This window comes from Kitasatospora sp. NPDC056076, from assembly GCF_042266305.1.
Taxonomy (GTDB): Bacteria; Actinomycetota; Actinomycetes; order Streptomycetales; family Streptomycetaceae; genus Kitasatospora.
The window spans coordinates 52,575-66,289 of record NZ_JBHJWG010000054.1; the positions used below are offsets into that span (position 1 = coordinate 52,575).

Here is a 13,715-nt window from a genome sequence, read left to right on the forward strand (position 1 = left end):
GCCCCCTCGGGTCCCCCGGCCCGAGGGGGCGTCCCTCATTCCGCGCCCAACGATCGCCGCAGGAAGCCGAGTTCGTGCCGGAGCAGGTTCTCCACCGTCGCTTCGTCCGTCGGCCGGTGCCCGGCGCCGCGCAGCGGCAGCACCTCGTGGGGGCGGCCGGCGGCGAGCAGTGCGGCGGAGAGCCGCAACGCGTGGACGGGGAAGACGTTGTCGTCGGCGAGGCCCTGGACCAGGAGCAGGGGGCGGGTGAGGTTCGGCGCCTCGGTGAGCAGCGAGCCGCTGTCGTAGTGCCCGGGGTGCTCGTCGGGGTGGCCGAGGAAGCGCTCCTGCCAGTGGGTGTCGTACAGCCGCTGGTCGGTGGGGGCGGCCCCGGCGGAGGCGGCGTGGAAGACGTCCGGGCGGCGCAGCACCGCGAGCGCGGCGAGGAAGCCCCCGTAGGACCAGCCGCGGATGGCGACCCGGCCGAGGTCGAGCAGTCCGGGGCGCAGCCGGGCGGTCTCGTGCAGGCCCTCGATCTGGTCCTCCAGCGCCGGCCCGGCCTTGTCTCCCCAGATGCTCTTCTCCCAGTGCGGCCCGCGCCCCGGGGTGCCGCGGCCGTCCACCACGAGCACCGCGAAGCCCTGGTCGGCGAACCACTGCGAGACCAGGCCGAACCACGGGTCACCGGTGGTGACCTTCTGCATGGCCGGCCCGGCGTACGGGTCGAGGAGTACGGGCAGCGGGGCACCCCCGGGCCGGTGGCCGGTGGGCAGGAAGAGGTGGGCGCGCAGTTCGCGCGGGCCGAGGCGGAGCGGTTCGGGGCGGGCGGTGACGACGGGCGGTTCGGCGTACGAGGTGAGGGGGAGGGGCGGGCCGTCGGCCCGGAGGACGGTGGTGCGGGCGCCGTCGGTGCGCACCTGCGTGCCGCCCCGTTCGACGCCGCTGTGCAGTCCGGGTCCGCTGCTCAACCGCCGTATGCCGGAGCCTGGTTCGTACGTCCACAGGTGGGTCTCGGTGGGTTCCTCGGAGGCGGTGAACAGCACCCGCTCGCCCTCCGTCCCGAGGACGCCCCGCAGTTGCAGGCCCGCCGGGGTGACGGGTTCGCCGTCGACGGTCAGTTGCCGGGTGTCCTGGTGATCGGCGGTGTCGACCAGCGCCCCGCCCGCCGTGCGGACCGGCAGTCCGGGCAGCAGCTCGACCCAGTGCGGGTCGGTCCGCTCGGCGAGCACCCGGGTCGCGCCGTCCGCCCCGATCGCCAGCGTGCGGACGGTGCGCTGGTCGCGGCTCTGCACGGCGGCGTACGGCCCGTGGTCGTCCCAGCCCGCGGCGGTGAGGTATTCGAAGGCGGCGCGGTCCCAGCGGACCTCGGTGCGGGTGCGCCGGCCGTCGAGGCCGAGCAGCCAGAGGGTGACCTCGGCGTTGGCGGTGCCGGCCGGCGGGTAGCGGACGGCGCGCGGGGAGCGCCCGGGGTCGGCGGGGTCCGCGAGGAACCACCGGGCGACGGCACGTTCGTCGACCCGGGCCGCGAGCAGCGCGGTGCCGTCGGGGGACCACCAGTAGCCGCGGTCGCGGTACATCTCGCCGACGGCGACGTACTCGGCCAGGCCGTAGCTCACGTCCTCGGCCTCGGGGTCGGCCACGGCGCGGTCGTCCGTACCGTCCGTGGAGACCACCCGCAGGGCGCCGCCGCTGACGTAGGCGATCCGGCGGCCGGTCGGGTCGAGCCGCACCTCCCGCGGCGGGGCGGCGGTGGCGAGCGGGTGCGAAGAACCCGTGGCGGTGTCGGCCAGCCACAGCGTGCCGTCCAGCGCGAAGGCGGCGTACCGGCCGGTGGCGTCGGTGCTGTACGAGGCGATGCCGCCGGTGCTGCCGAGCGCGCTCGGGTCGATGATCAGCCGCTCCTCGCCGGTCGCGGTGTCCAGGGCCCAGAGGCAGTGGACCGGGTCGGCGCCGCCCCGGCTGCGCAGGAAGAGCACGGTGGCGCCGTCGGCGGTGGGCGCGGCCTGGGCGGGGGCCCCGAGCGTGAAGTGCCGGGTGCGGGCCAGTTGCCGGGGGAGGGAGTCGGTGGTCATGCCGGGGACCATAGGCACACTCGGTGCGGCCCCGTCGAGGCATTAAATCGGCCGGAAACGGCCGGGGCCGCCGCGGATCTCAGGAATCCACGGCGGCCCCGGGGCCTCAGCGGCCCGGCCTCAGGAGCGGCGTCAGCGGACGTCGCCCATGAGCGACTGGACGCGCTTGCGGTAGCTGTAGACCGCGAAGCCCGCGAGGCACGCGAGGGCGGCCTGCATGCCGATGATGCCGGTGCCGTCCAGGTTGACGCCGGCCAGCGACAGAAGGCTGGTGGTGCAGTCACCGGCGGTGACGGCGAGGAACCAGACGCCCATCATCTGGGAGGCGTACTTCTGCGGCGCCATCTTGGTGGTGACCGAGAGGCCGACCGGGGAGAGGCAGAGCTCGCCGATGGTCTGGATCATGTAGATCGAGACCAGCCACATCGGGGAGACCTTGGTGCCGTCGCCCGCCATGTTCATCGGGACGATGAAGATGAAGAACGAGGCGCCGATCAGGACCAGGCCCATCGCGAACTTCGTGATGGTGTTGGGCTCCTTGTTGCGGCGCGACAGCCACAGCCACAGCCAGGCGAAGACCGGCGCGAGCGCCATCACGAACAGCGGGTTCAGCGACTGGTACCAGGTGGACGAGAAGCCGAGGCCGAGGACCTTGTCCGCGGTGTTCTTGTCCGCGAACAGGGACAGGGTGGACCCGCCCTGGTCGTAGATCATCCAGAACGCGGCGGCCGCGACGAAGAACCAGATGTAGGCGGTCATCTTGGACTGCTCGCCGGCGTCCAGCTGCTTGTCGCGCTTGATGCGGACCAGCACGACGACCGGGATGGCCAGACCCGCGATGGTCAGCGGGACGAGGGCCCAGTTCAGGGTGTAGACACCGAGCGCGATGACGGCGGCGTAGAAGACGACGCCCGCCAGGATCACGGCGCCGGCCTTCATCAGCAGGCTCTTGCGCTCCGCGGCCTGCAGCGGGTTGGGGACGACGCTGCTCTTCGGGCTCAGGTGGCGGGTGCCCATGAGGAACTGGGTCAGGCCGAGGCCCATGCCGACCGCGGCGAGCGCGAAGCCCAGGTGCCAGTTGTACTCCTTGCCGACCGTTCCGATGATGAACGGGGCGGCGAAGGCGCCGAGGTTGATGCTCATGTAGAAGACGGTGAAACCACCGTCGCGACGCGGGTCCTCGGGACCGTTGTACAGGTGGCCGACCATCGTGGAGATGTTGGCCTTGAGCAGCCCGGAGCCGACCGCGACCAGGAGCAGGCCGACGAAGAACGCCGCCTGGCCCGGGACGGCCAGCGCGAGGTGGCCCGCCATGATCACGAAACCGGCGACGGTGACGGTCTTGCGGGCGCCCCAGACCCGGTCGCCGAACCAGCCGCCCGGGTACGCCATGAGGTAGACCATGGAGACGTAGACGGAGTAGATGGCCGTGGCCATCGTCGCCTTCATCGCGAGGCCGCCGCCCTGGCTGCCGGCTGCCGCGTCGGCACCGCCGGAGACCAGGTAGTAGATCAGCAGGGCGCGCATGCCGTAGTAGGAGAACCGCTCCCACATCTCGGTCATGAACAGCGTGGCGAGGCCTCGGGGGTGCCCGAGGAAGGTCTTGCCGCTGGGGGAGGCCGACGCGAGGTCGGCGGCCCGGGTGGTAGACGCCATGTGTAGTCGTTCCTTGCCTGACAGCGTCCGCCTAGGGGGGTGGCGGCGGACGAGGACTTGAACCACTCTACGTGGCGATATTTGGCGTTATCAGATGACAAACATTGCGAATCGCTCTGCTTAATAACAAAGTTGGCAACAGATCTGCCCGATTGATCCATGGTAGACGGGCGTGTCTTCCTTCGGTTCAAAGATCCAAGCGGGGATTCTTCGCCGAACGGCCGGTCAGCGGCGCTCCGTTGGCCCCCGACGGTCCCTTCTATAACGATCACCGTCTGTGAACTACCTCACAGGGGGTACGGGCATACGCGGGACGACTACCATCACCACATGACCTGTGTGCTGCTCGCCGAGGACGATCCGGCGATCTCCGAACCTCTCGCCCGGGCCCTGCGACGCGAGGGCTATGAGGTGCTCGTCCGCGAGGACGGGCCGACCGCACTCGCCGCCGGCCTCACCGAGGAGGTCGACCTCGTCGTCCTCGACCTCGGCCTGCCCGAGATGGACGGCCTCGAGGTCTGCCGCCGCCTGCGCGCCGACGGCAAGAGCTGCCCCGTCCTGGTGCTCACCGCCCGCGCCGACGAGGTGGACACCGTGGTCGGCCTGGACGCCGGCGCCGACGACTACGTGACCAAGCCCTTCCGCCTGGCCGAGCTGCTCGCCCGCGTCCGGGCCCTGCTCCGGCGCGGCAACGTCGACCAGCTCACCACCGGCGCGCACGGGGTGAAGATCGACATCGAGTCCCACCGCGCCTGGCTCGGCGAGGAGGAGCTGACCCTCTCCGCCAAGGAGTTCGAGCTGCTGCGCGTCCTGGTCCGCGACGCCGGCCGGGTGGTCACCCGCGAGGAGATCATGCGGCAGGTCTGGGACACCACCTGGTGGACCTCGACCAAGACCCTGGACATGCACATCTCCTGGCTCCGCAAGAAGCTCGGCGACGACGCGGCGAACCCGCGCTACATCGCCACGGTGCGCGGGGTCGGCTTCCGGTTCGAGAAGAATTAGCCGCGTACGGAGATCATGGCCGGGCGGCGGCCGATGCAGTGGAACACCTCGGGGAGCAGCAGCGTGAAACGCAGGATGATCAACTCGCTGCTGGTCGTCGTCCTGGTGGTCGTCGTGGTGTTCTGCGTGCCGCTCGCCCTGGTCGAGAAGCGCAGCATCGTCGACGCCGCCCAGGACCGGGTGGACGCGACCGCCGTCCGGGTGCTCGCCCTGGTCGAGAGCCGGCTCGCCGCCGGTGAGTCGGTCAAGGAGGGGCGGGTCTTCGAGAGCCAGGTCACCGAGGGCAGCTACGTCGAGGTGCAGATCCCCGGCCAGCAGGTGCTCTCGGCCGGCCGCCCGCCCGCCGGGAACCACCTGCTGCGGGCCGCCGAACACGGCACCAGCGGCGAGATCGTCACCGTCGAGCAGTCCCGCGAGGACGTCGACCACGAGATCGCCAACAACCTGCTGCTGCTCGGCGTGGTCGCCCTGCTGGCCGTCCAGGCCGCCGTCGCGCTCGCCGTCTGGCAGGCCAAGCGACTCGCCCGGCCGCTCACCGACCTCGCCGAGACCGCCGAACGGCTCGGCTCCGGCGACCCGCGCCCGCGCAACCGCCGGTACGGGGTGCCCGAACTCGACCGGATCGCCGAGGTGCTGGACACCAGCGCCGAGCGGATCGCCCGGATGCTCACCGCCGAACGCCGGCTCGCCGCCGACGCCTCGCACCAGCTGCGTACCCCGCTCACCGCACTGTCGATGCGGCTGGAGGAGATCACCGCCCTCGCCGAGGAGCCGGAGACCGTCAAGGAGGAGGCGACCATCGCCCTCCAGCAGGTCGAACGGCTCACCGACGTCGTCCAGCGGCTGCTCACCACCCAGCGCGACCCGCGCAGCCCCACCGCCGTCGCCTTCGACCTGGACGAGGTGATCAAGCAGCAGGTGGAGGAGTGGGGCCCGACGCTGCGCGAGCAGGGCCGGGTGCTGTCCCTGGAGGGCCTGCACGGGGTCACCGCGGTCGGCACCCCGGGGACGGTCGCCCAGGTGCTCGCCACCCTGATCGAGAACTCACTGATGCACGGCGCCGGGACGATCACCCTGCGGGTGCGGCCCTCCGGCACCTCGGTGGTGGTCGAGGTGCAGGACCAGGGCGCCGGAGTGCCGGCCGACCTCGGCAACCGGGTGTTCGAGCGGGCCGTCAGCGGCCGCAACTCCACCGGCATCGGCCTGGCCGTCGCCCGCGACCTCGCGGAGGCGGACGGCGGGCGGCTGGAGCTGCTCTCCTTGAAGCCCCCGGTGTTCGCGCTGTTCCTCGGGCGCAGCCACGAGGACTGAGCGGGGTACGAGGGCTGCGCGGGGCAGGCGGACGCGGACGGAGCCGGGTACGAGGACGGAGCCGGGGGTACGGACCGGGCGCGGTCAGCGGGCCCCGTCGAGCCGGACGTCGCGGACCACGTCGAGGTCGGTGAAGGTGGGCGGCGCGTCGCAGAGCGCCACCATCTCGCGGAAGATCCGGTCCGTCTCGGGGAGCTTCGAGTTGCGCATCGCCTCCTCGTAGGAGGGGAACTCCACGATCTCCACCACGTGGCGGGCATCCGAGCGGTCGGTGCCGACGACCGCGTGCGAGGCGGTCCGGCGGCCCTTGGTGGCCTCGACCCAGGTGTCCATGAGCCGGTTGAGGTCGTCGATCCGGTCGGTCTTGCAGTCGATGATCTGGACGAACGCCATGGCGAGCCTCCTGGGACCCCCTCGGCCTCTCGATCGTCCGCGGGCCGTGCTCGCCCTCGGTCACCACTGTCCTCTCGCGGGGGCGGACCCGGCAAGGGGGAGGGGAGGGGCGGTCGCCGAGCGGCTACTCGGCCTTGGCGTAGCGGATCTGTTCGGCGGCCAGCATCAGCTCGGCCTGGGCGGCCAGCTCCCGGCCGTCGGCGGCCTCCGCGGCCTCCGCAGCTTCCCCGGTCCGTGCGGCCTCCGTGGCGTGTGCGGCCTGCGGGCTCGGCACGTTCGGTACGGGGGCCGTCTCGGGCAGCGCCTTGAAGACCCAGGTGCGGTACGAGACGAAGCGGAACACGGTGGCGATGGCGAGGCCGACGACCTTGGCACCCATCTTCTCGAAGTTCGAGTCCAGGCCCAGCACGTACTGGGAGAAGCCGAGCACGCCGGTCTCGATCAGCATGCCGAAGCCGCTGAACACCAGGAAGAGGGTGATCTCCCGCTTGCGGGAGTCGGCGTCGCGGTCCCGGTACAGCCAGTACCGGTAGCCGAGGTAGTTGGTGGCGATCGCGATCACCGTGGCGGCGATGTTGGACCGCAGCGAGGCGATGCCCAGGCCGATGTTGCAGACCCAGAAGACGGCGAAGTTGACCACGACCCCGCTCAGGCCGACGATGCCGAACTTCACGACCTCGCCCCTGATCCCACGCACCTTCTGCATGAGTGAGGGGTTCGAAGCTGTGGTCGTCGCCATACCGGGTGGCCTCCATGTACCTGCGGGGAAAAGGGTGTCCCACTGGGCCGGGGACACCCCTTGAGCCCTGCGTGCACGCACATGATCCGACCGCGCGGACGAGGACCTAGCCGTCCAGGCTACCCGCTTCCACCGAACGGCTCAGCCGTCCGGAGGAGGGGTTGACATCTACGCGCGTCCACTACTCACACCCCCACCGCGGCTCCATAGCCCCCCACCGGCCCGGATATCCTGGCGAGGTGACTTCCCCGGGCAATGTGAATTTTCCAGTGGTGGGCATGATCGGTGGCGGGCAGCTGGCCCGCATGGCACACCAGGCGGGCATCCCGCTCGGGGTCAGGTTCAAGCTCCTCGCCGACACCCCCCAGGACTCCGCCGCACAGGTGGTCTCCGACGTCGTCCTCGGTGACTACCGGGACCTCGACACCCTGCGCCGCTTCGCGGCCGGGTGCGACGTGATCACCTTCGACCACGAGCACGTCCCCACCGAGCACCTGCGGGCCCTGGAGGCCGACGGCATCGCCGTCCGCCCCGGCCCGGAGGCGCTGGTCAACGCCCAGGACAAGGGCGTGATGCGGGCCAAGCTCGACTCCATCGGGGTGCCCTGCCCCCGGCACCGGATCGTCGCCGACCCGGCCGACGTCACCGCCTTCGCGAACGAGGGCACCGGATACCCCGTCGTGCTCAAGACCGTCCGCGGCGGCTACGACGGCAAGGGCGTCTGGGTCGTCGACGACGAGCGGGAGGCCCAGGCGCCGTTCCTGGCCGGCGTCCCCGTGCTGGCCGAGGAGAAGGTCGACTTCGTCCGCGAGCTGGCCGCCAACGTGGTCCGCTCGCCCAGCGGCCAGGCCGTCGCCTACCCGGTCGTCGAGAGCGTCCAGGAGAACGGCGTCTGCGCCGAGGTCACCGCCCCCGCGCCGGACCTCGACCCCGCCCTGTCCGACGAGGCCCAGCAGCTCGCCCTGCGGATCGCCGGCGACCTCGGCATCGTCGGCCACCTCGCCGTCGAGCTGTTCCAGACCCGGGACGGCCGGATCCTGGTCAACGAGCTGGCCATGCGCCCGCACAACTCCGGGCACTGGACCCAGGACGGCGCGGTCACCTCGCAGTTCGAGAACCACCTGCGGGCCGTCCTCGACCTCCCGCTCGGCGACCCCCGGCCGCGCGCCAAGTGGACCGTCATGGTCAACGTCCTCGGCGGCGACTACCCGGACATGTACCACGCCTTCCTGCACTGCATGGCCCGCGACCCCGGGCTGCGGATCCACATGTACGGGAAGGACGTGAAGCCCGGCCGCAAGGTCGGCCACGTCAACGTCTTCGGGGACGACCTCGACGACGTCCGCGAGCGCGCCCGCCACGCGGCCGCCTACCTGCGAGGAACGATCACCGAATGACCACCCCTCTTGTCGGCATCGTGATGGGTTCGGACTCCGACTGGCCGGTCATGGAGGCCGCCGCCCAGGCCCTGGACGAGTTCGAGATCCCGTACGAGGTGGACGTCGTCTCCGCCCACCGGATGCCCCGCGAGATGGTCGCGTACGGCGAGCGGGCCCACGGGCGCGGCCTCAAGGCGATCATCGCCGGCGCCGGCGGCGCGGCCCACCTGCCGGGCATGCTGGCCTCCGTCACCCCGCTGCCGGTCATCGGCGTGCCGGTGCCGCTGCGCTACCTGGACGGCATGGACAGCCTGCTGTCGATCGTCCAGATGCCGGCCGGCGTGCCGGTGGCGACCGTCTCGGTGGCCGGCGCGCGCAACGCGGGCCTGCTCGCGGTGCGGATGCTCGCCGCCTTCGACCCGGAACTCACCGAGAAGATGACCGAGTTCCAGGCCGAGCTGAACAACCAGGCCACCGAGAAGGGCAAGAAGCTCCGCGCCAAGGTGGCCGGCTCCTCGTCCTTCGGCTTCGGCAAGTAGGCCGCCCGGCGGGGTGGGGTAGAACAGCCCGTATGACTTCCGACTCCCTCACCCCGCAGGACCGATCGGACCTTTCGGGCCTCCCGGACCGCCTGGACCGCGCCCGCGCCCTGCTGCGCACCGCCCCCGTGGTGGACGGCCACAACGACCTCCCCTGGGCGATGCGCGAGCAGGCCGGGTACGACCTCGGCGCGCTCGACCTCGCAGCCGACCAGAGCGAGCGCCTGCACACCGACCTCGCCCGCCTCGCCGAGGGCGGGGTCGGCGCGCAGTTCTGGTCCGTCTACGTGCCCACCTCGCTGGCCGGCGACCACGCCGTCAGCGCCACCCTGGAGCAGGTCGACTTCGTCCACGCCCTGGTCGAGCGCTACCGGGACCGGCTGCGCCTGGCCCGCACCGCCGCCGACATGGAGGCCGCCCGCGCCGAGGGCCGGATCGCCTCGCTGATGGGCGCCGAGGGCGGCCACTCGATCGACTGCTCGCTCGCGACCCTGCGCGCCCTGTACGAACTCGGCGTGCGCTACCTGACGCTCACCCACAACGACAACGTGCCGTGGGCCGACTCCGCGACCGACAAGCCGGTGGCCGGCGGGCTGACGAAGTTCGGCGAGGAGGTCGTCCGGGAGATGAACCGGCTCGGCATGCTGGTCGACCTCTCGCACGTCTCCGCCGACACCATGCGGGACGCCCTGCGGGTCACCGAGGCGCCGGTGGTCTTCTCGCACTCCTCCGCGCGCGCGGTCTGCGAGCACCCCCGCAACATCCCGGACGACGTGCTGGCCCAGCTGCCCGCCAACGGCGGCGTCGCGATGGCCACCTTCGTCCCGAAGTTCATCCTGCCCGCCGCCATCGAGTGGACCCTGGCCGCCGACGAGAACATGCGTGCCCACGGCTTCCACCCGCTGGACACCACCCCGCCCGCGATGGAGCGCCAGCGCGCCTTCGAGGCCGCCAACCCGCGCCCGATCGCCACCCCGTCGACCGTCGCCGACCACCTCGACCACATGCGCGAGGTCGCCGGCATCGACCACATCGGCATCGGCGGCGACTTCGACGGCACCGCCTTCCTGCCCGACGGCCTCGACTCGGTGGCCGGCTACCCCAACCTGGTCGCCGAACTCCTCGGCCGCCACTGGTCGGAGGCCGACCTCGCCAAGCTCACCTGGCACAACGCCGTCCGCGTCCTGCGCGACGCCGAGTCGGTCGCCGCCACGCTGCGCGCCGACCGCCGGCCCTCCATCGCCACCATCGCCCGGCTCGACGGCTGATCCGAGCCTTCTAACCCAGCCGCGGGATCTCGATGGCCGGGCACTTGTCCATGACCATCGAGACCCCGGCGGCCCGGGTCCGGTCGTACGCGGCCTCGTCGACGACCCCGAGCTGGAACCAGACCGCCTTCGCGCCGACCGCCACCGCCTGGTCCGCGACCTCCCCGGCCAGCGCGCTGTTCACGAACACGTCCACCACGTCGACCGGGAACGGGATCTCGGCCAGCGAGGCGTACCCGGGCTCGCCGAGGACGGTCTCGGCCTTGGGGTGCACCGGCACGATCCGCTTGCCGTGGCGCTGGAGCACCTGCGCCACGCCGTAGGCGGCCCGGGCGGTGTTGTTGGACAGCCCGACCACCGCCCAGGTGTCGCCGCTTCCGGTGAGGATCTCGCGGACGGTCGCGCCGTCGCCGTAGGTCGTCATGCCGGTGCCAACGACGGGCGCGGGCGCGGGATTCCGGGGGCGGTCAGGTGGCGGAGGCGTCGGGGGCCGGCCGCTCGGACGGTGACCGGTCTCCGGCAGTCGTGACGATCCGTCACCGTGCGCCTTGGCATGCTCTCCCGGTTTTCCCGGTTGACCTGCGGCGGCGGGAAATGCGCTGGAAGGCGAAGTCGTGAATTCCCCGCGAGCCCCGGGGCGGAGTGGAATTCTCATTCCAAGACTCGGCCAACACCGGCATACAACGGCCCGGGCCCAGGAACACTGGGAATCGAAGCCTTTCGGCGGGGACGCGAGTATCGGGTGGGGAAACGTGAGCGGCGATCTTGACGAATTGGCCCTGGCCGCGGCGACGGCCCTGGTATCGGGCCTGATGACGGATTCCTGGGAGGCGGTGAAGCGTGGTTTCGCCGAGCTGATCGGTCAGGACGGGCGCATGGACGCGACGCGCGCGAGGCTGGCGGAGGCGTCCGAGCCGGAGCTGCCGCAGGCCCGGGAGGCCCAGGTGGGGGCGTGGAGCACCCGGCTGCGGGACGCGCTGGGCGACGATCCGGACGTGGCCGCGGGACTGCGGGCGCTGCTCGCCGAGGGGGTGGCCCCGGCGGCGGTTGCCTCGGCCGGCCCGGTGTCCCAGAAGGCCCGCGCCGGGGACGGCGGCATGGCCGTGAACGTCGGGCGCGACGTCGGCCCGGAGGGCATCATCGCCGGCGGCGATGTGCGCATCAACAAGAGGCGCATCGCATTCATCCCGATCGCGCCCTTCATCAGCGTCACGAAGAGCGCCGCGGCGGCGCATCCGGTGGTGGCGACCGTGACCACCCTCGTCGTGGTGGCCGGGGGCGTCTCCGGCGCGGTCACCGTCTGGCAGTCCGGTGACAGCCCGCAGCCGTCCGGACTCTCCCGGATGGTCGGCGGCTGGGACGGCACCTACACGTGCGGGCAGGGTCTGACCGGAATGCATTTGCAGATATCGGCGCCGGTGAAAGCCGGGACGGTCGACGTGGTGTTCAGCTTCTTCCCGGTGCCGGCCAATCCCGGCGTTCCGCGGGGGAGTGCGACGTACACCGGAACGCTTTCGGGGGCCAGCGTCCGCCTCGACCCGGTGGCCTGGGTCGAGCGACCGTCCGACTATCAGCTCATCAATTTCGTCGGCGATCTTCCGGCGGCCGACGGCGATGCGTACAGCGGTACCGTGACCGGGGTCGGCTGTACGACCTTCACCACCCGGCACACGACGCAGTGAGCGGTGACACCCGCCGTCAGCTCGGGCGGCCCAGGGCGCGGTAGGTCCAGCCGGCGGCGCGCCAGGCGTCCGCGTCGAGGACGTTGCGGCCGTCGAGCAGTCGGCGCTCGGCCACCACGGCGCCGAGCTCGGCCGGGTCGAGCGCGCGGAACTCGGCCCACTCGGTGAGGTGGAGGACGACGTGGGCGCCCTCGGCGGCTTCCAGGGCGGAGTCGGCGTAGGCCAGGGAGGGGAACATCTTGCGGGCGTTCTCCACGGCCTTCGGGTCGTAGACGGTGACCTGGGCGCCCTGGAGCTGGATCTGGGCGGCCACGTTGAGCGCGGGGGAGTCCCGGATGTCGTCCGAGTTGGGCTTGAAGGCGGCGCCGAGGACGGCGACCCGGCGGCCCAGGAAGCCGCCGCCGCACTGCTCGCGGGCCAGTTCGACCATCCGCGAGCGGCGCCGCATGTTGATCGAGTCGACCTCGCGCAGGAAGGTCAGCGCCTGGTCGGCGCCGAGTTCGCCGGCCCGGGCCATGAAGGCGCGGATGTCCTTGGGCAGGCAGCCGCCGCCGAAGCCGAGGCCGGAGTTGAGGAACTTGCGGCCGATCCGCTCGTCGTGCCCGAGCGCGGTGGAGAGCAGCGTGACGTCCGCGCCGGCCGCCTCGCAGACCTCGGCCATCGCGTTGATGAAGGAGATCTTGGTGGCCAGGAAGGAGTTGGCGGCGGCCTTCACCAGCTCGGCGGTCGCGTAGTCGGTGACCAGGAACGGCACCCCGGCCGCGATCGGCTCCGCGTACACCTCGCGCAGCAGACGCTCGGCGCGCTCGCTGTGGGCGCCGACCACGATCCGGTCCGGCCGCAGGGTGTCCTGGACGGCGAAGCCCTCACGCAGGAACTCGGGGTTCCAGGCGAGTTCGGCGCCCGCGCCGACCGGCGCCAGCGCGGCCAGCCGCTCGGCCAGCCGGGCCGCCGAGCCGACCGGGACGGTGGACTTGCCGACCACCAGCGCCGGGCGGGTCAGGTGCGGTGCGAGCTCGTCGATCGCGGTGTCCACGTACGACATGTCGGCGGCGAACTCGCCCTTGCGTTGCGGGGTGTTGACGCAGACGAAGTGGACGTCCGCGAACTCCGCGGCCTCCTTGGCGGAGGTGGTGAAGCGCAGCCGCCCGGTCGAGCCCTCGTGCCCGGCCACGTGCTTGAGCAGCAGCTCGGACAGGCCCGGCTCGTACATCGGGACCCGGCCCGCGGTGAGCGTCGCGATCTTCTCGGGATCGATGTCCAGACCCAGCACCTCGAAGCCGAACTCGGCCATCGCGGCGGCATGCGTGGCGCCGAGGTAGCCGGTGCCGATCACGGAGATGCGGAGGGTCACGGGTTCCCCTTGAGTTGCGGGTTCGGCCAGTAGAGGGTGCCCCTGATGCTATCCGTCCCGCCCGGGTCGGTACGGATCGCCCGCTCGCCGAGGACGCTAGGCAGCCGCAGGTCGGAGCCCTAGGATCTCTACTGAACGGTAGTTAACCGCGATTCGACTCGGATCCGACGCCGATCGGACAACGGTCTGCGTCGGCCACTGGACGACGAGGCAGGCATCATGGCGGGCAGCGCAGGGGCGGCTGACTTCGATCTCTTCCGTATCTCCGAGGAGCACGGGATGCTCCGTGAGGCGGTGCGTTCGCTGGCCGAGGCGAAGATCGCTCCGTTCGCGGCGGA

Annotated in this window: 11 protein-coding genes and 2 pseudogenes; 7 read left to right on the plus strand and 6 right to left on the minus strand. The window is 71.7% G+C overall.

What is annotated here, in order from left to right:
* Nucleotides 1-35 precede the first annotated feature (35 nt).
* Together ACFC1T_RS32805 and ACFC1T_RS32810 are read right to left on the minus strand one after the other, a co-directional pair.
* Complete coding sequence (locus ACFC1T_RS32805; protein ID WP_375894781.1) at nt 36-2,051, minus strand: prolyl oligopeptidase family serine peptidase; 2,016 nt, start codon at nt 2,049-2,051, stop codon at nt 36-38.
* Nucleotides 2,052-2,183: 132 nt separating this feature from the next.
* Complete coding sequence (locus ACFC1T_RS32810) at nt 2,184-3,707, minus strand: peptide MFS transporter (RefSeq protein WP_375894784.1); 1,524 nt, start codon at nt 3,705-3,707, stop codon at nt 2,184-2,186.
* A 330-nt stretch (nt 3,708-4,037) separates the two neighbouring features.
* Here ACFC1T_RS32810 and ACFC1T_RS32815 point away from each other — a divergent pair, with 330 nt between their 5' ends.
* Nucleotides 4,038-4,712: a response regulator transcription factor gene (locus ACFC1T_RS32815; protein ID WP_030290974.1), complete on the plus strand. Its 675-nt coding sequence runs from the start codon at nt 4,038-4,040 to the stop codon at nt 4,710-4,712.
* Nucleotides 4,713-4,775: 63 nt separating this feature from the next.
* Nucleotides 4,776-6,023 (plus strand): ATP-binding protein, encoded by a 1,248-nt coding sequence (locus ACFC1T_RS32820; RefSeq protein ID WP_375894788.1) that lies wholly within the window; start codon nt 4,776-4,778, stop codon nt 6,021-6,023.
* A gap of 96 nt (nt 6,024-6,119) precedes the next feature.
* Here ACFC1T_RS32820 and ACFC1T_RS32825 read toward each other — a convergent pair.
* Together ACFC1T_RS32825 and ACFC1T_RS32830 are read right to left on the minus strand one after the other, a co-directional pair.
* Nucleotides 6,120-6,416 (minus strand): annotated as a pseudogene (locus tag ACFC1T_RS32825) (ester cyclase); the annotation flags it as partial.
* 124 nt (nt 6,417-6,540) lie between these two features.
* On the minus strand, nt 6,541-7,122 hold the full coding sequence (locus tag ACFC1T_RS32830; protein WP_375894791.1) for a GtrA family protein: 582 nt from the start codon (nt 7,120-7,122) through the stop codon (nt 6,541-6,543).
* 290 nt (nt 7,123-7,412) lie between these two features.
* Between ACFC1T_RS32830 and ACFC1T_RS32835 the strand changes: the two genes are divergently transcribed.
* The 3 genes from ACFC1T_RS32835 to ACFC1T_RS32845 are packed head-to-tail and all read left to right on the plus strand — an operon-like array spanning nt 7,413 to nt 10,341.
* Nucleotides 7,413-8,552 carry a 5-(carboxyamino)imidazole ribonucleotide synthase gene (locus ACFC1T_RS32835; protein ID WP_375894794.1) on the plus strand — a complete coding sequence of 380 codons (1,140 nt, stop codon included), beginning with the start codon at nt 7,413-7,415 and terminating at the stop codon, nt 8,550-8,552.
* Entirely contained in the window at nt 8,549-9,073 is a 525-nt protein-coding gene (purE, locus tag ACFC1T_RS32840) for a 5-(carboxyamino)imidazole ribonucleotide mutase (RefSeq protein ID WP_375894797.1), read from the plus strand. Before ACFC1T_RS32835 ends, purE begins: the two co-directional genes overlap by 4 nt.
* A 32-nt stretch (nt 9,074-9,105) precedes the next feature.
* Nucleotides 9,106-10,341, plus strand: a complete 1,236-nt coding sequence (locus tag ACFC1T_RS32845) for a dipeptidase (RefSeq protein WP_375894799.1) — start codon at nt 9,106-9,108, stop codon at nt 10,339-10,341.
* A 10-nt stretch (nt 10,342-10,351) separates the two neighbouring features.
* Here ACFC1T_RS32845 and ACFC1T_RS32850 read toward each other — a convergent pair whose 3' ends face one another.
* The gene (locus ACFC1T_RS32850; RefSeq protein WP_375894801.1) at nt 10,352-10,765 is read right to left on the minus strand and encodes a CoA-binding protein; all 414 of its coding nucleotides are present in this window, start codon (nt 10,763-10,765) and stop codon (nt 10,352-10,354) included.
* 328 nt (nt 10,766-11,093) lie between these two features.
* Between ACFC1T_RS32850 and ACFC1T_RS32855 the strand changes: the two genes are divergently transcribed.
* On the plus strand, nt 11,094-12,023 hold the full coding sequence (locus ACFC1T_RS32855; protein WP_375894804.1) for a hypothetical protein: 930 nt from the start codon (nt 11,094-11,096) through the stop codon (nt 12,021-12,023).
* Nucleotides 12,024-12,039: 16 nt separating this feature from the next.
* Here the strand turns inward: ACFC1T_RS32855 and ACFC1T_RS32860 are convergent, their stop codons facing one another.
* On the minus strand, nt 12,040-13,377 hold the full coding sequence (locus tag ACFC1T_RS32860; protein WP_375894807.1) for a UDP-glucose dehydrogenase family protein: 1,338 nt from the start codon (nt 13,375-13,377) through the stop codon (nt 12,040-12,042).
* A 219-nt stretch (nt 13,378-13,596) separates the two neighbouring features.
* Between ACFC1T_RS32860 and ACFC1T_RS32865 the strand changes: the two are divergent.
* A pseudogene (locus ACFC1T_RS32865) lies at nt 13,597-13,715 on the plus strand (acyl-CoA dehydrogenase); the annotation flags it as partial.